Origin of the sequence: Enterobacter cloacae complex sp. ECL72 (genome assembly GCF_019056635.1) — a bacterium.
GTDB classification, from domain to species: Bacteria; Pseudomonadota; Gammaproteobacteria; order Enterobacterales; family Enterobacteriaceae; genus Enterobacter; species Enterobacter hormaechei_C.
Map to the genome: position 1 here is coordinate 3,642,864 of NZ_CP077659.1, position 16,801 is coordinate 3,659,664.

Genomic DNA, 16,801 nt, shown 5'->3' on the forward strand with positions numbered 1-16,801 from the left:
CTCGCCCCGGCCTACAGGAAACGCCTCAGCGATTTACAGCCGGACCGAGGCATCGCTGAAAGCCCTCAGTTATTCTGAGGCAACGTTATCGCTTTTGCTTTCAAATTACTGGGGAACCCTCTCCCTATGGGGAGAGGGTTAGGGAGAGGGGAAAAGCCTCTTTAGACCAGCACCACATCGATCCCGCTTTTGCGTAATCCTTCAAGGCTTTCCGCCGGAATGCCTTCATCAACGATAATCATGTCGATCCGCTGAGTATCAATGATTTTATGCAGGCTTGAACGGTTAAACTTGCTGGAGTCAGTGACAACGATAATACGCTCCGCCACCTCGCACATTTTGCGGTTCAGACGGGCTTCATCCTCGTTGTGCGTACTCACCCCCCGGTCGAGATCGATGGCATCGACGCCCAGGAACAGCAGGTCAAAATGGTAATTCTGTAAGGACTGCTCCGCCTGGTCGCCGTAGAAGGACTGCGACTGACGGCGCAAGTGCCCGCCGGTCATCAGCAGCTCTACGCCCTCCGCTTCCAGCAGCGCGTTTGCCACGTTCATCCCGTTGGTCATGGCAATGACATCGGTGTGCTGGCGCAGCATGCGGGCAATTTCAAAGGTTGTGGTGCCGGAGTCCAGAATAATGCGGTGACCCGGCTTCACCAGTTCAGCCGCCGCCTGCGCGATGCTGCGCTTCACTGCCGTATTAAGGGAACTTTTGTCCTCAACGGACGGCTCCACGCCGGGGGCATTGCCTTCGCAAATCAGCGCACCGCCGTAAGCGCGAACGGCAATCCCCTGCTTTTCCAGAAAGGCCAGATCGTTACGGATCGTCACCGTCGACACGCCGAATAAAAGAGAAAGATCGTTAACCTGCACGCTTCCCTGCGCCCGCAACCGCTGAATGATCTGCTCTCGCCTTTCACTGGTGCCGGTGATGCGCTTCTCTGCGGACGAATCGGTGCTGCTCATACGAGCTCCTTAGTAAATACACTTTCGTTTCATTTCGTTTTGCTTATTAACGCCTTTCTTTTGAGGGAATGCAAGCCCTGTATGGTGTGCGGACGCAAGCTTAATCGCCGCTGAAACCTTTCATTATGTTTCTTTTGTGAAACAGATCGGAAAACTATTATCTTTCGTTTTATTTTTACCTCACCATAATGCAGTATCAAATGAAACAAAACGAAAGATGAATACCAACACCATCCGAAATGGAGAGGAAAGTGAAACATCTGACAGAAATGGTGGAACAACATAAACGGGGGAATACAAACGGGATTTATGCCGTCTGTTCCGCACATCCACTGGTACTTGAAGCTGCACTACGTTACGCCCATTCACAACAGACGCCCCTGCTGATAGAAGCCACCTCAAACCAGGTGGATCAGTTTGGCGGTTATACCGGTATGACGCCCGCCGATTTTTATGGGTTTGTCTGCAATCTGGCGGGATCTCTTGGTTTCCCCACCTCGCAGCTGATCCTTGGGGGCGATCATTTAGGTCCAAACCGCTGGCAAAACCTGCCGGGTTCGCAGGCGATGGCGAACGCCGACGATCTGATCAGAAGCTACGTGGCGGCCGGGTTTAAAAAAATTCACCTCGATTGCAGCATGTCCTGCGAAGACGACCCAGTTCCGTTAACCGATGCAATCGTTGCCGGGCGTGCCGCTCGGCTGGCTAAAATTGCCGAAACCACCTGTCTCGAGCAATTTGGCGTAGCCGATCTGGTCTACGTTATCGGCACGGAAGTTCCGGTTCCCGGTGGGGCACACGAGACGCTGACCGAGCTTGAGGTCACCACGCCAGAGGCGGCACGCGCCACGCTTGAGGCACACCGCCACGCATTCGAGAAGGAAGGGTTAAGCGACATCTGGCCGCGCATTATTGGCCTGGTGGTTCAGCCTGGCGTTGAGTTCGACCATGCGCAGGTTTGTGACTATCAACCGCATAAAGCCGTCGCGCTGAGCGAGATGGTTGAAGCCTACGACACGCTTGTATTTGAAGCACACTCTACCGATTACCAGACGCCGCAGGCGCTGCGCCAGTTGGTGAAAGATCACTTCGCCATTCTGAAAGTCGGCCCTGCGCTAACCTTCGCGCTGCGCGAAGCGCTGTTCTCACTGGCAGCAATTGAAGAAGAGCTGCTGCCGGCAAAAGCCTGCTCAGGGCTGCGTCACGTCCTGGAAAACGTGATGCTCGATCGCCCGGAATACTGGCAAAGCCACTATCACGGCGACGGCAATGCCCGTCGCCTGGCGCGCGGTTACAGCTATTCCGACCGCGTGCGCTATTACTGGCCAGACAGCCAGATTGACGACGCCTTTGAGCGGCTGGTACGCAACCTGGCGGATGAACCGATCCCGCTGCCGCTGATCAGCCAGTATCTGCCGTTGCAGTACAGCAAAGTTCGCGATGGCGCTCTCAGGTCCACACCACGGGAACTCATCCTCGACCACATTCAGGACATACTCCAGCAGTACCATGCCGCCTGCGAAGGCGTAACGACTCAACACGCATAATTAAAAAGAGGAAAACGCTATGCCAAACATTGTCTTATGCCGCATTGATGAACGCCTGATCCACGGTCAGGTGGGCGTACAGTGGGTGGGGTTTGCGGGGGCGAACCTGGTGCTGGTGGCAAATGACGAGGTTGCAGACGATCCGGTTCAGCAAAACCTGATGGAGATGGTGCTGGCGGAAGGCATCGCCGTGCGTTTCTGGTCCCTGCAAAAAGTGATCGACAACATTCATCGCGCCGCCGACCGGCAGAAAATTCTGCTGGTCTGTAAAACACCGGCTGATTTTTTAACGCTGGTCGAGGGCGGCGTGCCCATCACCCGTATTAACGTCGGAAATATGCATTACGCCAGTGGCAAACAGCAAATTGCCAAAACGGTATCTGTAGACGCGAACGATATCGCCGCGTTTAACGGCCTGAAGGCGGCCGGAGTGGAATGCTTCGTTCAGGGCGTTCCAACAGAGACTGCTTTGGATCTCTTTAAACTGCTCTGAGGGATTCACAATGGAAATCAGTCTGTTGCAGGCTTTCGCGCTGGGGCTTCTCGCCTTTATAGCGGGCCTGGATATGTTTAACGGCTTAACACACATGCACCGTCCGGTGGTGCTCGGGCCACTGGTTGGCCTGATTCTGGGCGATTTGCACACCGGAATTCTGACCGGCGGTACGTTAGAACTGGTCTGGATGGGACTCGCGCCGCTGGCGGGCGCGCAGCCGCCAAACGTGATTATCGGCACCATCGTTGGCACCACATTTGCCATTACTACAGGCGTGAAGCCGGATGTCGCCGTTGGGGTCGCCGTGCCGTTTGCCGTGGCGGTTCAGATGGGGATCACTTTCCTCTTCTCGGTGATGTCCGGCGTGATGTCCCGCTGCGATCGCATGGCGGCTAACGCAGACACCCGTGGTATTGAACGGGTCAACTATCTGGCACTGCTGGCGCTCGGCGTCTTCTACTTCCTGTGCGCGTTTCTGCCCATCTACTTCGGGGCTGAACATGCGAAAACCGCCATTGACGTGCTGCCGGAACGTCTGATCGACGGTCTCGGCGTCGCGGGCGGCATTATGCCAGCGATCGGCTTCGCCGTGCTGCTGAAGATCATGATGAAAAACGTTTACATCCCTTACTTCATTATCGGCTTTGTCGCCGCGGCCTGGCTGAAACTCCCGGTGCTGGCGATTGCCGCGGCTGCGCTGGCGATGGCGCTGATCGACCTGCTGCGCAAATCGCCTGAACCCACGGCGCCTGCGGCCCAGAAAGAGGAATTTGAAGATGGCATCTAATCACACCACCCTGCCGGGCGTGTCTGAAAGTGAAGAGACACTGCTGACCGGCGTGAATGAAAACGTCTACGAAGACCAGCGTATTGGCGCTGAACTAACGAAAAAGGATATTAACCGTGTCGCCTGGCGTTCCATGCTGCTACAGGCCTCGTTTAACTACGAGCGTATGCAGGCCTCCGGCTGGCTGTATGGGCTACTGCCCGCGCTGAAAAAGATCCACACCAATAAGCGGGACCTGGCGCGCGCCATGAAAGGTCATATGGGTTTCTTTAACACCCACCCGTTCCTGGTGACCTTCGTCATCGGCATTATTCTGGCAATGGAGCGTTCCAAACAGGATGTGAACAGCATCCAGAGCACTAAAATTGCCGTCGGCGCACCGCTCGGTGGCATTGGTGACGCCATGTTCTGGCTGACCCTGCTGCCCATCTGCGGGGGGATTGGCGCCAGCCTTGCGCTACAGGGCTCCATTCTTGGCGCGGTGGTCTTTATCGTGCTGTTTAACGTGGTGCATCTCGGCCTGCGTTTTGGTCTGGCGCACTATGCGTACCGAATGGGTGTCGCCGCGATCCCTCTGATCAAGGCCAACACCAAAAAGGTTGGTCATGCTGCGTCCATTGTCGGGATGACAGTGATCGGCGCGCTGGTCGCTACCTACGTGCGCCTGAATACCACACTCGAGATTAAAGCCGGGGATGCAGTCGTCAAACTGCAAACCGATGTGATCGACAAACTGATGCCCGCCTTTCTGCCGCTGGTCTATACCCTGACCATGTTCTGGCTGGTACGCCGTGGCTGGAGCCCGCTGCGCCTGATTGGTATCACCGTGGTGCTGGGCGTTGTCGGTAAATTCTGTCACTTCCTGTAATAAGCAAAGAGGTTGCGATGTTAGGCATTATTTTGACGGGTCACGGCGGTTTTGCCAGCGGGCTGGAACAGGCGATGAAGCAAATCCTCGGCGAACAGCCGCAGTTTATCGCCATCGATTTTCCGGAAAGCTCCACCACTGCGCGGCTGACCGCGCAGCTTGAGCAGGCAGTGAATGAACTGGATGCAGAGCACGATATCGTGTTTCTCACCGATCTTCTCGGCGGTACGCCGTTTCGTGTGGCCTCTACCCTCGCGATGCAGCGCCCCGGCAGCGAAGTGATCACCGGCACCAATCTCCAGCTTTTGCTGGAGATGGTTCTGGAGCGCGACGGGTTAAGCAGTGAAGCCTTTCGTTTGCAGGCGCTGGAGTGCGGCCATCGCGGCCTGACCAGCCTGGTGGATGAACTTGCACGCTGTCGCGAGGAAGCGCCCGCCGAGGAAGGGATATGAGGCAACTGCTGCGCGCGCGTCGTCTGCTTACCGGGCAGGGCTGGCTGGATGACCATCAGCTGCGTATGGATAGAGGCGTCATCACCGCCATCGAGCCGATTCCGGCAGGGGTTAATACCCGCGAGGCAGACCTGCTTTGCCCGGCATACATTGATATTCACGTCCACGGCGGCGCGGGTGTGGATGTGATGGATGATGCGCCCGACGTGCTGGACCGGTTAGCCATGCACAAAGCGCGTGAAGGCGTGGGGGCGTTTCTGCCTACCACCGTCACCGCTCCGCTGGAGGCGATCCATGGCGCGTTACGGCGCATTGCCCGGCGCTGTCATGCCGGTGGCCCCGGCGCGCAGATCCTGGGCAGCTATCTGGAAGGCCCGTACTTTACACCGCAGAACAAAGGGGCGCACCCGCCAGAACTGTTTCGCGAACTGGATCTCGCGGAACTTGATGAGCTGATTGCGGTTTCGCAGAACACGCTGCGGGTAGTGGCGCTTGCTCCGGAAAAAGTGGATGCCCTGAAGGCGATCCATCACCTCAAGCAAAAAGGGATACGCGTCATGCTGGGCCACAGCGCCGCTACATACGCGCAAACCCTGGCCGCATTTGATGCAGGCGCAGCCGGGCTGGTGCACTGCTACAACGGCATGACGGGGTTACACCACCGGGAGCCCGGCATGGTTGGCGCCGGGCTTACGGACCCACGCGCGTGGCTGGAGCTTATTGCCGACGGGCATCACGTTCATCCTGGAGCCATGCGGCTATGTTGTTGCTGCGCGAAGGATCGTACGGTGCTGATTACCGATGCCATGCAGGCGGCGGGTATGCCTGATGGGCGCTATACGTTGTGTGGTGAAAATGTCGAGATGCAGGGCGGCGTTGTCCGCACGGCCTCAGGCGGGCTGGCGGGCAGCACGCTCGCGCTGGATGCCGCCGTGCGAAATATGGTGGAGCATACGGGGATCGCCCCAGAAAACGCAATCCATATGGCCTCGCTGCATCCTGCTCGTCTGCTCGGTATGGATCACCTGCTGGGAACGTTAGCGCCAGGCAAACGCGCCAATGTTCTTGCGCTGGATGCGGGTTTACACCTCCGGCAGATCTGGATCCAGGGTCAGGCTCTTTCCCTGTAGCCCCTTCACAGTGTGCCCTGTTGGCCTTACGGAAGACGATCGTAAGGCCTTTCTTTTCCTTTCCTTGATTTTCGCCTTTCCTTTCGCGATCACACTTTTCGTTTTATTTCTTTTTCGCCATTGAACTTTCGATTTCTTTTCTATAAATTTTATTTAACTGCTAAAGTGAACAAGTGAAACGAAACGAAAGATAGCGACACATTTGCCAGCGTCTGATGTGGAATTCACACGACTAAGGACTGAGTTATGCCACAAACCACTATCGCCACCACCGGCACCTGGACCGAAAAAGAGATCCGCCAGCAGCCAGCCAGCTGGCTTCGCTCGCTCAACAATATTGATAATCTGCGCGCGTCGATCGACAGTTTTCTGACGCCACTGTTGCGCAAGCCCGATCTGCGGATCGTTCTGACCGGCGCGGGTACGTCTGCTTTTATCGGCGACATCATTGCGCCATGGCTTGCCAGCCACACGGGGAAAAACATCACCGCGATACCTACGACCGATCTGGTCACCAACCCGATGGATTATTTCAGCCCTTCGCACCCGCTGCTGCTGGTCTCTTTCGCCCGTTCTGGCAATAGCCCGGAGAGCGTCGCCGCCGTTGAGCTGGCGAATCAGTTTGTACCGGAGTGCTACCACCTGTCGATCACCTGTAATGAAGCAGGCAGCCTGTACCAGAATGCTGTCGACAGCGATAACGCCTGCGCTCTGCTCATGCCAGCCGAAACGCACGATCGCGGGTTCGCGATGACAAGCAGCATCACCACCATGATGGCGAGCTGCCTGGCGGTATTCGCACCGGAAACGATCAACAGCAAAACGTTCCGCGACGTGTCCGATCGCTGTCAGGCGATCCTCACATCGCTTGGCGATTTCAGTCCCGGCGTCTTTGGTAACGAACCGTGGAAACGCATTGTTTATCTGGGCAGCGGTGGATTACAGGGCGCCGCACGGGAGTCTGCGCTGAAGGTGCTGGAGCTGACCGCCGGCAAGCTGGCGGCATTCTACGATTCGCCAACGGGTTTCCGTCACGGGCCTAAGTCGCTGGTGGACAACGAAACGCTGGTCGTCGTGTTTGTCTCCAGCCATCCGTATACGCGTCAGTACGATCGGGATCTGCTCGCCGAACTGCGACGCGATCGTCAGGCCATGCGCGTGGTAGCCATTGCAGCCGAAACGGATCCGGTCATTGAAGCTGGCCCGCATATCCTGCTGCCGCCTTCCCGTTCATTTAACGATATGGAGCAGGCGTTCTGCTTCCTGATGTACGCCCAGGTCTTCGCACTGACCCAGTCTCTGCACGTTGGCAATACGCCGGATACGCCATCCGCCAGCGGTACGGTTAACCGTGTGGTCCAGGGCGTCGTTATTCATCCGTGGCAGGCTTAAGAGGACAGGCTCATGAGTATTATTTCTACCAAATATCTTTTGCAGGACGCACAGGCGAAGGGCTATGCCGTTCCGGCCTTTAACATCCATAACGCCGAGACGATCCAGGCGATCCTCGAAGTCTGTAGCGAAATGCGATCGCCGGTGATCCTCGCGGGTACGCCGGGGACGTTTAAACATATTGCGCTGGAAGAGATCTACGCCTTGTGCAGCGCATATTCCCTTACTTATGACATGCCGCTGGCGCTACACCTCGATCACCACGAATCGCTGGACGACATTCGCCGCAAAGTCCATGCCGGCGTACGTAGCGCAATGATCGACGGTAGCCATTACCCCTTCGAACAAAACGTCAAGCTGGTGAAATCGGTCGTCGATTTCTGCCACCTCAACGACTGTAGCGTCGAGGCCGAACTGGGCCGACTGGGCGGAGTGGAAGATGACATGAGCGTCGACGCCGAAAGCGCGTTCCTGACCGACCCGCAGGAAGCAAAACGCTTTGTCGAAATGACAGGCGTGGACAGCCTCGCCGTTGCCATCGGTACCGCGCACGGTCTTTATACCAAACGCCCAAAAATCGACTTCCAGCGGCTGGCCGAGATCCGCGAGGTAGTGACAGTGCCGCTGGTGCTGCACGGTGCGAGTGATGTGCCGGATGAGGATGTGCGCCGCACCATTGAGCTGGGCGTCTGCAAAGTTAACGTCGCAACAGAGCTGAAAATCGCCTTCTCTGACGCAGTCAAAGCCTGGTTTGCCGAGAACCCACAGGGCAACGATCCGCGCTTCTACATGCGCGTCGGCATGGATGCCATGAAAGAGGTGGTCAGAAGCAAAATCACCGTTTGCGGCTCGGCGAACCGGCTGCTGCTTGCGGCTGAAGCCTGAACCCATCGCGCATAACGTTAGTACCTAAAAAAATAACTATAAGCCTCGCAAATATGAAGGCGCGTCCTTAAGCCGGACAGCGCCTTCCATTATCCTAAAAAACCGAGGAGTCCCTACATGACACAGGAAAAGTCGTTTAAATCGAAAGCGTGGGAGTTTTTCCAGAGCCTGGGAAAGACGTTTATGTTCCCGGTCTCACTGTTGGCCTTTATGGGGTTGTTGTTAGGTATCGGTAGTTCTGTCACCAGCCCTTCCACCATCAAAAGTTTTCCCTTTCTGGGCGGCGAGTTAACGCAGCTCACCTTTGGTTTTATCGCCATGGTCGGCGGCTTTGCTTTTACCTATCTGCCGCTGATGTTTGCCATGGCGATCCCGATGGGCCTTGCCAGACGTAATAAAGCGGTGGGCGCTTTTGCCGGATTCGTTGGCTACATGCTGATGAACATGAGCATCAACTACTACCTGACCGCCACCCACCAGCTTGCGGATGCCGCCACCATGAGACAGGTGGGACAATCCATTGTGCTTGGCATTCAAACGCTGGAGATGGGCGTGCTCGGCGGCATTGTGGTAGGGGTGATCACCTACTTCCTGCACGAACGTTTCCAGGACACGGTGCTGCACGACGCGTTTGCCTTCTTTAGCGGCATTCGTTTTGTGCCCATCATTACCGCCCTCACCCTGTCGCTGGTCGGCTTGTTTATCCCCCTGCTGTGGGAATATGTGGCAATGGGCATTGCCGGGATTGGTCATATCATCCAGAGCACCAGCGTCTTTGGGCCATTCCTGTATGGCGTAGGCGTACTGCTGCTCAAACCTTTTGGCCTGCACCACATCCTGCTGGCGATGGTGCGCTTCACCCCGGCGGGCGGCATTGAGATGGTTAACGGCCAGGAAGTGGCCGGTGCGCTGAACATTTTCTACGCCGAGCTGAAAGCTGGCCTGCCGTTTAGCCCGCACGTTACGGCATTTTTATCGCAAGGGTTTATGCCGACATTTATCTTCGGCCTGCCTGCCGTGGCTTACGCTATCTACCGCACCGCGCGCCCGGAAAACCGTCCGGTGATTAAAGGGCTGCTGCTTTCAGGCGTGCTGGTTTCAGTTGTCACGGGTATTTCAGAGCCGATTGAGTTCCTGTTCCTGTTTATTGCCCCTGTGCTTTACGCGTTTCATATCGTTATGTCTGGCCTGGCGCTGATGGTGATGGCGCTGCTCGGCGTCACCATCGGCAACACCGACGGCGGCATTCTGGATCTGCTGATCTTCGGCGTCATGCAGGGGATGTCGACCAAATGGTATCTGCTGTTCCCGGTGGGTATCGCCTGGTTTGCTATCTACTTCTTCGTCTTCCGCTGGTACATCCTCAGGCACGATATTAAAACGCCGGGCCGTGAGGTTGACGCGCAGGGTGCGCTCCAGGCGGTGGAAGCCAATACCCGGGCACGTGGAAAATCGAAATACGATCATGGGCTTATTCTTCGCGCGCTTGGCGGTAAAGAGAATATTGAGTCGCTCGACAACTGCATTACCCGCTTACGTCTGGTGGTAAAAGATATGGGGCTTATCGACCAGCAGGCGCTGAAGGCCGCGGGCGCCTTGTCAGTAGTGGTGCTTGATGCCCACAGCGTTCAGGTGATCATCGGTCCGCAGGTGCAGAGCGTCAAATCCGGCATTGAAGCCTTAATTTAACAGGGGGACGTTGTGTTTGATTTCGACAGAATCATTGAGCGTAAAAGCGATAAATGCCGTAAATGGGATCATACGTTTGTGTGCTCGCGTTTCGGTGATGTCCCGGAGGGATTTATCCCGCTGTGGATAGCAGACATGGATTTCACCTCGCCACCCGCCGTGATTGAAGGCTTCCAGCGCATCGTGGAGCATGGCACCTTCGGTTACACCTGGTGCTTCGACGAATTCTACGATGCGGTCATCGCCTTCCAGCGCACCCGTCATCAGGTTGAGGTGCATAAGTCATGGATCACCCTGACCTACGGCACCGTTTCCACGCTGCACTATACGGTTCAGGCGTTCTGCAAACCCGGCGACTGCGTGATGATGAATACCCCGGTGTATGACCCGTTTGCGATGGCGACACAGCGACAGGGCGTGCGGGTGCTTGCAAATCCGCTGAGCGTGAAGGAAAACCGCTATCAGCTGGATTTTAATCTGATTGAAGTTCAGCTCAAAACTCACCGTCCAAAACTGTGGTTCTTCTGCTCGCCGCATAACCCCTCGGGCCGAATCTGGCGCGCGGATGAGATACGTCAGGTGTCCGATCTCTGTAAGCGCTACGGCACGATTCTGGTGGTTGATGAGGTTCACGCCGAGCACATTCTGGACGGTACATTCGTCAGTTGTCTGACTTCGGGCTGTGCCGCCCAGGACAACCTGATTGTGCTGACCTCCCCCAATAAAGCCTTCAACCTTGGCGGGCTAAAAACATCCTACTCAATGATTCCAGACGATTCGCTGCGCCAGCGTTTCCGCCAGCAGCTGGAGAAGAACTCCATTACCTCGCCCAATATCTTCGGCGTGTGGGGAATTATTCTGGCTTATCAGCAAGGTCTGCCATGGCTCGACGCGCTGAATGGTTATCTGCGCGGCAATGCCCGCTACCTTGCGGATGCCATTCAGACCCATTTCCCTGCATGGAAGATGATGAACCCGGAGTCGTCGTATCTCGCCTGGATAGACGTCAGTGCGGACGATCGCAGTGCGACGGCGCTAACTCAACATTTCGCAAAACAGGCTGGCGTGGTCATTGAAGATGGCAGCCACTACGTACAAAACGGCGAAAACTACCTGCGTATTAACTTCGGCACCCAGCGCTACTGGCTGGAACAGTCCATCAACCGAATGCTGAAGCATTACTGATAAGGATCTTACCCCGATGAAAAAAATGCTCACTCTCTCGCTGCTGACTCTCTGTGTTTCTCATGGTGCGGCGGCAGCAAACTACGCGCTCAGTAACGACAATATTGCCCTTTCGTTTGATGATGCAAACGCAACGGTAGTGGTAACGGACAGCAAAGCTAACCATCCGCTCACGCCCCAGGAGTTGTTCTTTCTGACGCTACCGGATGAAACAAAAATCCACACCGCTGATTTCAAAATCAAGCACGTCGAAAAGCAGGACAATGCGATAGTCATCGACTTTACGCATCCGGATTTTATCGTAACGGTGAAACTGAACCTGGTGAAGGGAAAATACGCCAGCATTGGCTACACCATCGCCGCCGTCGGGCAGCCGCGGGACGTAGCGAAAATTACCTTCTTCCCGACGAAGAAGCAGTCTCAGGCACCTTACGTTGACGGGGCGATTAACAGCTCGCCAATCGTGGCCGACTCGTTCTTCATCCTGCCAGACAAACCGATTGTGAATACTTACGCTTATGAAGCCACCACGAACCTCAACGTGGAGCTGAAAACGCCAATTCTGCCTGAGACACCGGTTAGTTTTACCACCTGGTTCGGCACTTTCCCGGAAACTAATCAGCTGCGCCGCAGCGTAAACCAGTTTATCGATGCCGTGCGTCCGCGGCCTTATAAGCCTTACCTGCACTACAACAGCTGGATGGACATCGGCTTCTTTACCCCTTACTCCGAGCAGGATGTCATTGGGCGGATGGACGAATGGAATAAAGAATTTATTGCCGGACGCGGGGTGGCGCTGGACGCGTTCCTGCTGGACGATGGCTGGGACGATCGCACCGGACGCTGGCTGTTTGGCCCGGCATTCAGCAACGGTTTTGGCAAAGTCAGGGAAAAAGCCGACAGCCTGCATAGCTCGGTTGGGCTGTGGCTTTCTCCGTGGGGCGGATACAACAAGCCGCGCGATATTCGCGTCTCGCATGCAAAAGAGTATGGTTTCGAAACCGTAGACGGCAAGCTGGCGCTGTCGGGGCCGAACTATTTTAAAAACTTTAACGATCAGATCATCAAGCTGATCAAAAACGAGCATATTACCTCGTTCAAGCTCGACGGAATGGGTAACGCCAATTCGCATATCAAGGGCAGCCCATTTGCATCGGATTTTGACGCGTCCATTGCCCTGCTGCACAACATGCGCAGCGCAAATCCGAACCTGTTTATCAACCTGACCACCGGCACCGACGCCAGCCCGTCCTGGCTGTTCTATGCTGATTCAATCTGGCGTCAGGGCGATGATATCAACCTGTACGGCCCCGGCACGCCAGTGCAGCAGTGGATGACCTACCGCGATGCCGAAACCTGGCGATCCATCCTGCGTAAAGGTCCGCTGTTCCCGCTGAACTCACTGATGTACCACGGGATCGTCAGCGCAGAGAACGCTTACTATGGACTCGAGAAAGTGCAAACAGACAGCGATTTTGCCGATCAGGTCTGGAGCTACTTTGCAACCGGAACTCAGCTTCAGGAGCTGTACATTACGCCGTCCATGCTGAATAAGGCGAAGTGGGATACCCTGGCGCAGGCGGCGAAATGGTCGCGTGAGAATGCCAGCGTGCTGGTGGATACTCACTGGATTGGCGGTGACCCAACTTCGCTTGAGGTTTACGGCTGGGCCTCATGGAGTAAAGACAAAGCGATTTTTGGCTTACGAAACCCGTCGGATAAACCGCAACGTTACTTCCTGGATTTAACCAAAGATTTTGAGATCCCGGCAGGAGAGCGTTCCCAGTTTACCCTGAAAGCCGTGTACGGCAGTAATTCGACCGTACCAGAGGAGTATAAAAACGCTGTGGTGATTACGCTGCAACCGCTGGAAACGCTGGTGTTTGAGGCGATGCCGGGGAAATAGTGAGGCTTTGACACGGTGTAGGCCGGGTAAGGCGAAGCCGCCACCCGGCAAAACAGGCGGCAGGGTCTTACTCCCCCTGCTGCTCCAGCGCATATTTATACAGCGCATTTTTCTTCACGCCGTGGATCTCCGCCGCCAGCGCCGCCGCTTTTTTCAGAGGAAGTTCAGCCTGTAGCAGGGCCAGCGTACGCAGCGCATCGGCAGGCAGAGCGTCTTCCTGCGCTTTGTGGCCTTCGACAATCAGCACCATTTCGCCCTTGCGGCGGTTTTCGTCTTCTTTCACCCACGCCAGCAGTTCGCCGACCGGCGCACCGTGAATGGTTTCCCACGTTTTGGTCAGCTCGCGCGCCAGCACCACGTAGCGCCCTTCGCCCCAGACGGTCACCATATCCTCCAGGCTTTCCAGCAGACGGTGAGTGGATTCGTAGAAGATCAACGTACGCGGTTCGGCTTCCAGATCCTTTAATACATCGCGGCGACCTTTGGATTTAGCTGGCAGGAAACCTTCGTAGCAGAAACGATCGGACGGCAGACCCGCAGCGCTTAACGCCGCAATCGCCGCGCACGGCCCCGGCAGCGGCACAACGCGGATGCCAGCTTCCCGGCAGGTGCGTACCAGATGGTAGCCCGGATCGTTGATCAGCGGCGTTCCCGCATCGGAGACCAGCGCGATGTTCTGCCCTTCTTTAAGCTTCGCCACCAGCGTTTCGGCTTTTTGTTGCTCATTGTGATCGTGCAGGGCAAACAAACGGGCGTTGATGGCAAAGTGTTGTAGCAGTAAACCGGTATGACGGGTGTCTTCAGCCGCAATTAAATCAACAGCTTGCAATACGGTGAGCGCACGTTGGGTAATATCAGACAAATTCCCGATAGGAGTAGGTACAATATAAAGCTGGCCTTGAGAATTATCTGCCGTTTCGTGTTGTTTCATTGTTTCGTCCGTATTGCCGATTTAATATTGAGCATTGCGTAAAAAAATCACTGGATACAGTATGGTACCGTTAACGTTTCTTCGAAAAAAAGCCGCGCACAGCGTGCCCCTCCTGCTGGCAGCCCTGATCTTTACCGGCTGCGGCACCCAGGCACCTGACCAGAGCACTGCTCATATGCAGGGATCCGCTCAGGCTGATTCTGGCTTTTATCTGCAACAAATGTCGCAGAGTACAAATGATACCAGGATCAACTGGCAATTACTCGCCATTCGTGCACTGCTGAAAGAAGGGAAAACCCAGCAGGCCGCCGAGCTGTTCAGCCAGCTGCCGCAGGATCTTAACGACACTCAGCGCCATGAGCAGACGCTGCTGTCGGCAGAACTGAAGGTCGCGCAAAAAGATTACGACGGCGCGAAGAAGATCCTCGGCACCATCGATCTCAGCACGCTGGATAAAAACCAGCAGGCCCGTTTCTGGCAGGCCGGTATCACCGCTGAGCAGGGTCGCCCTTCCCTGACGCTACTCCGCGCGCTGATTGCCCAGGAGCCTCTGCTAGCGGGTGCAGACAAGCAAAAAAATATTGACGCAACCTGGCAGGCGCTCGCCTCCATGACCCAGGATCAGGCCAAGGCGCTGGTAATCAACGCCGATGAAAATGTCCTGCAAGGCTGGCTGGATCTGCAACAGATGTGGTTCAACAACCGCAGCGATCCGAACATGCTGAAAGCCGGCATTACCGACTGGCAAAAGCGTTACCCGCAAAACCCGGGAGCGAAAATGCTGCCAACGCAGCTGGTGAACGTGCAAAACTTTAAGCCCGCCTCCACCAGCAAAATCGCCCTGCTGCTGCCGTTAAACGGTCAGGCTGCGGTGTTTGGTCGCGCCATTCAGCAAGGTTTTGAAGCCGCGAAAAACGGCACCACCGCCGTCAGCGGCAGCGCGGTTCCGGCGCAGGCTGCACAGGCGGCGAATGTGAATGACGTTGTCAGCCCGTCCGCCGCCGAAACCAGCGACCTGACCACCGCGCAAACCCCTGCGCAGGGCACCATGCAGAATCCGGTTACCGCCCCAACGACGCAGCCTGCTACCCCAGCGCCTGCGGCAACACAGGCCCCGGCTGAAACACCGGCGCCCGCGACGGCAGAACAACCTCAGCCGCAAACCGCGCAGCCGGAACAGCAGCCAGCAACCCAGCCGCAGGCTGTGGCCACCACCAGCGCTTATCCTGGTGCAGAGTTGAAAATCTACGACACCAGCGCCCAGCCGCTTGACCAGGTGCTGGCGCAGGTTCAGCAGGACGGGGCCAGCATCGTTGTCGGCCCGCTGTTGAAAAACAACGTGGAAGCGCTGATGAAGAGCAACACCACGCTGAACGTGCTGGCGCTTAACCAGCCTGAGCAGGTTCAGAACCGCGCCAATATCTGTTACTTCGCCCTCTCTCCGGAGGATGAAGCCCGCGATGCGGCCCGCCATATTCACGAGCAGGGCAAGCAGGCGCCGCTGCTGCTGATCCCACGCAGCACGCTGGGCGATCGCGTTGCCAACGCGTTTGCGCAAGAGTGGCAGACCCTTGGCGGTGGCGTGGTGTTGCAGCAGAAATTTGGCTCAGCTTCCGAACTGAGAGCGGGCGTGAACGGCGGGGCAGGTATTGCCCTCAACGGTAGCCCGGTATCCGCCAGCCTGCCGCAGCAGCAGAGCGTCACCATCGGCGGTCTGACGATCCCGGCGCCACCTACCGACGCGCAAATCAGCGGCGGCGGTAAAGTGGATTCGGCATACATCGTCGCTACCCCGGAAGAGATCGCCTTTATCAAACCGATGATCGCCATGCGTAACGGCAGCCAGAGCGGCGCAACGCTCTACGCCAGCTCACGCAGCGCACAGGGTACCGCAGGCCCGGATTTCCGTCTGGAAATGGAAGGACTGCAATACAGCGAGATCCCCATGCTGGCAGGCAGCAACCCGCAGTTGATGCAGCAGGCGCTGGGCGCGGTGCGCAATGACTATTCCCTGGCGCGTCTGTACGCGATGGGCGTCGATGCCTGGGCGCTGGCAAACCACTTCACCCAGATGCGTCAGGTACCGGGCTTCGAGCTTAACGGGAATACCGGCGATCTGACCGCCGATCAGGATTGTGTGATTAACAGGAAGTTATCATGGCTCAAATACCAGCAGGGGCAGATTGTCCCGGCCAGTTAAGCCGTAAACAGACCGGCGACGCGTGGGAGTTAAAGGCGCGTCGCTGGCTTGAAGGCAAAGGACTGCGCTTTGTCGCCGCCAACGTTCGCGGGCGCGGCGGCGAGATTGACCTGATCATGAAAGACGGTCAGACCATCGTGTTTGTTGAAGTTCGCTACCGACAGTCGTCCCGTTTTGGCGGTGCTGCCGCCAGCGTGACGCTCGCCAAACAACAAAAATTATTACAGACTGCCCACTTGTGGCTTGCCCGCCATAATGGGAGTTTTGATACTGTGGATTGCCGTTTCGATGTGGTAGCCTTCACCGGAAATGCGATCGACTGGCTTAAAAACGCGTTTGGCGAAGACGCATAAATAAGATTTTAAAGG

The 16,801-nt window shown here is 56.4% G+C and carries 15 protein-coding genes; 13 read left to right on the top strand and 2 right to left on the bottom strand.

The features are described from left to right. Window positions 1-161: 161 nt before the first annotated feature. Entirely contained in the window at window positions 162-965 is an 804-nt protein-coding gene (locus KTH07_RS17580; protein ID WP_017693937.1) for a DeoR family transcriptional regulator, read from the bottom strand. Between the two features lie 239 nt (window positions 966-1,204). Here KTH07_RS17580 and kbaZ point away from each other — a divergent pair, with 239 nt between their 5' ends. From kbaZ to KTH07_RS17635, 11 genes are all read left to right on the top strand, one after another. Next, window positions 1,205-2,512: a tagatose-bisphosphate aldolase subunit KbaZ gene (gene kbaZ, locus KTH07_RS17585; RefSeq protein WP_032634607.1), complete on the top strand. Its 1,308-nt coding sequence runs from the start codon at window positions 1,205-1,207 to the stop codon at window positions 2,510-2,512. Between the two features lie 19 nt (window positions 2,513-2,531). Further along, on the top strand, window positions 2,532-3,005 hold the full coding sequence (gene agaV / locus KTH07_RS17590; RefSeq protein WP_003861728.1) for a PTS N-acetylgalactosamine transporter subunit IIB: 474 nt from the start codon (window positions 2,532-2,534) through the stop codon (window positions 3,003-3,005). Between the two features lie 10 nt (window positions 3,006-3,015). After that, window positions 3,016-3,795, top strand: a complete 780-nt coding sequence (gene agaW / locus KTH07_RS17595) for a PTS N-acetylgalactosamine transporter subunit IIC (protein WP_003861730.1) — start codon at window positions 3,016-3,018, stop codon at window positions 3,793-3,795. Then, window positions 3,785-4,663 carry a PTS N-acetylgalactosamine transporter subunit IID gene (gene agaE / locus KTH07_RS17600; RefSeq protein WP_017382440.1) on the top strand — a complete coding sequence of 293 codons (879 nt, stop codon included), beginning with the start codon at window positions 3,785-3,787 and terminating at the stop codon, window positions 4,661-4,663. The genes agaW and agaE overlap by 11 nt, the downstream gene beginning before the upstream one ends. A 17-nt stretch (window positions 4,664-4,680) precedes the next feature. Continuing rightward, entirely contained in the window at window positions 4,681-5,115 is a 435-nt protein-coding gene (gene agaF, locus KTH07_RS17605; RefSeq protein ID WP_017382441.1) for a PTS galactosamine/N-acetylgalactosamine transporter subunit IIA, read from the top strand. Beyond that, entirely contained in the window at window positions 5,112-6,245 is a 1,134-nt protein-coding gene (gene nagA, locus KTH07_RS17610) for an N-acetylglucosamine-6-phosphate deacetylase (protein WP_023304484.1), read from the top strand. The genes agaF and nagA overlap by 4 nt, the downstream gene beginning before the upstream one ends. Window positions 6,246-6,491: 246 nt before the next feature. After that, window positions 6,492-7,637, top strand: coding sequence for an SIS domain-containing protein (locus tag KTH07_RS17615; protein WP_015571960.1), 1,146 nt, complete (start codon window positions 6,492-6,494; stop codon window positions 7,635-7,637). A 12-nt stretch (window positions 7,638-7,649) separates the two neighbouring features. Then, window positions 7,650-8,522 (top strand): tagatose-bisphosphate aldolase subunit KbaY, encoded by an 873-nt coding sequence (gene kbaY / locus KTH07_RS17620; protein WP_032104419.1) that lies wholly within the window; start codon window positions 7,650-7,652, stop codon window positions 8,520-8,522. A 117-nt stretch (window positions 8,523-8,639) separates the two neighbouring features. Continuing rightward, window positions 8,640-10,211 (top strand): maltose/glucose-specific PTS transporter subunit IIBC, encoded by a 1,572-nt coding sequence (malX, locus tag KTH07_RS17625; RefSeq protein WP_017382443.1) that lies wholly within the window; start codon window positions 8,640-8,642, stop codon window positions 10,209-10,211. Window positions 10,212-10,223: 12 nt separating this feature from the next. Next, the gene (locus KTH07_RS17630) at window positions 10,224-11,396 is read left to right on the top strand and encodes a MalY/PatB family protein (protein ID WP_023304486.1); all 1,173 of its coding nucleotides are present in this window, start codon (window positions 10,224-10,226) and stop codon (window positions 11,394-11,396) included. Window positions 11,397-11,412: 16 nt separating this feature from the next. Further along, window positions 11,413-13,302 carry a hypothetical protein gene (locus tag KTH07_RS17635; RefSeq protein WP_063162063.1) on the top strand — a complete coding sequence of 630 codons (1,890 nt, stop codon included), beginning with the start codon at window positions 11,413-11,415 and terminating at the stop codon, window positions 13,300-13,302. 67 nt (window positions 13,303-13,369) lie between these two features. Here KTH07_RS17635 and rsmI read toward each other — a convergent pair whose 3' ends face one another. Beyond that, window positions 13,370-14,233 carry a 16S rRNA (cytidine(1402)-2'-O)-methyltransferase gene (gene rsmI / locus KTH07_RS17640; RefSeq protein WP_000809144.1) on the bottom strand — a complete coding sequence of 288 codons (864 nt, stop codon included), beginning with the start codon at window positions 14,231-14,233 and terminating at the stop codon, window positions 13,370-13,372. Window positions 14,234-14,294: 61 nt separating this feature from the next. On the opposite strand from rsmI, the gene KTH07_RS17645 reads away from it, so the two are divergent. Together KTH07_RS17645 and KTH07_RS17650 are read left to right on the top strand one after the other, a co-directional pair. Beyond that, window positions 14,295-16,433 (top strand): penicillin-binding protein activator, encoded by a 2,139-nt coding sequence (locus KTH07_RS17645; protein ID WP_022651910.1) that lies wholly within the window; start codon window positions 14,295-14,297, stop codon window positions 16,431-16,433. Further along, window positions 16,391-16,786, top strand: a complete 396-nt coding sequence (locus tag KTH07_RS17650) for a YraN family protein (protein ID WP_003861751.1) — start codon at window positions 16,391-16,393, stop codon at window positions 16,784-16,786. Before KTH07_RS17645 ends, KTH07_RS17650 begins: the two co-directional genes overlap by 43 nt. The last annotated feature ends 15 nt before the right edge of the window (window positions 16,787-16,801 follow it).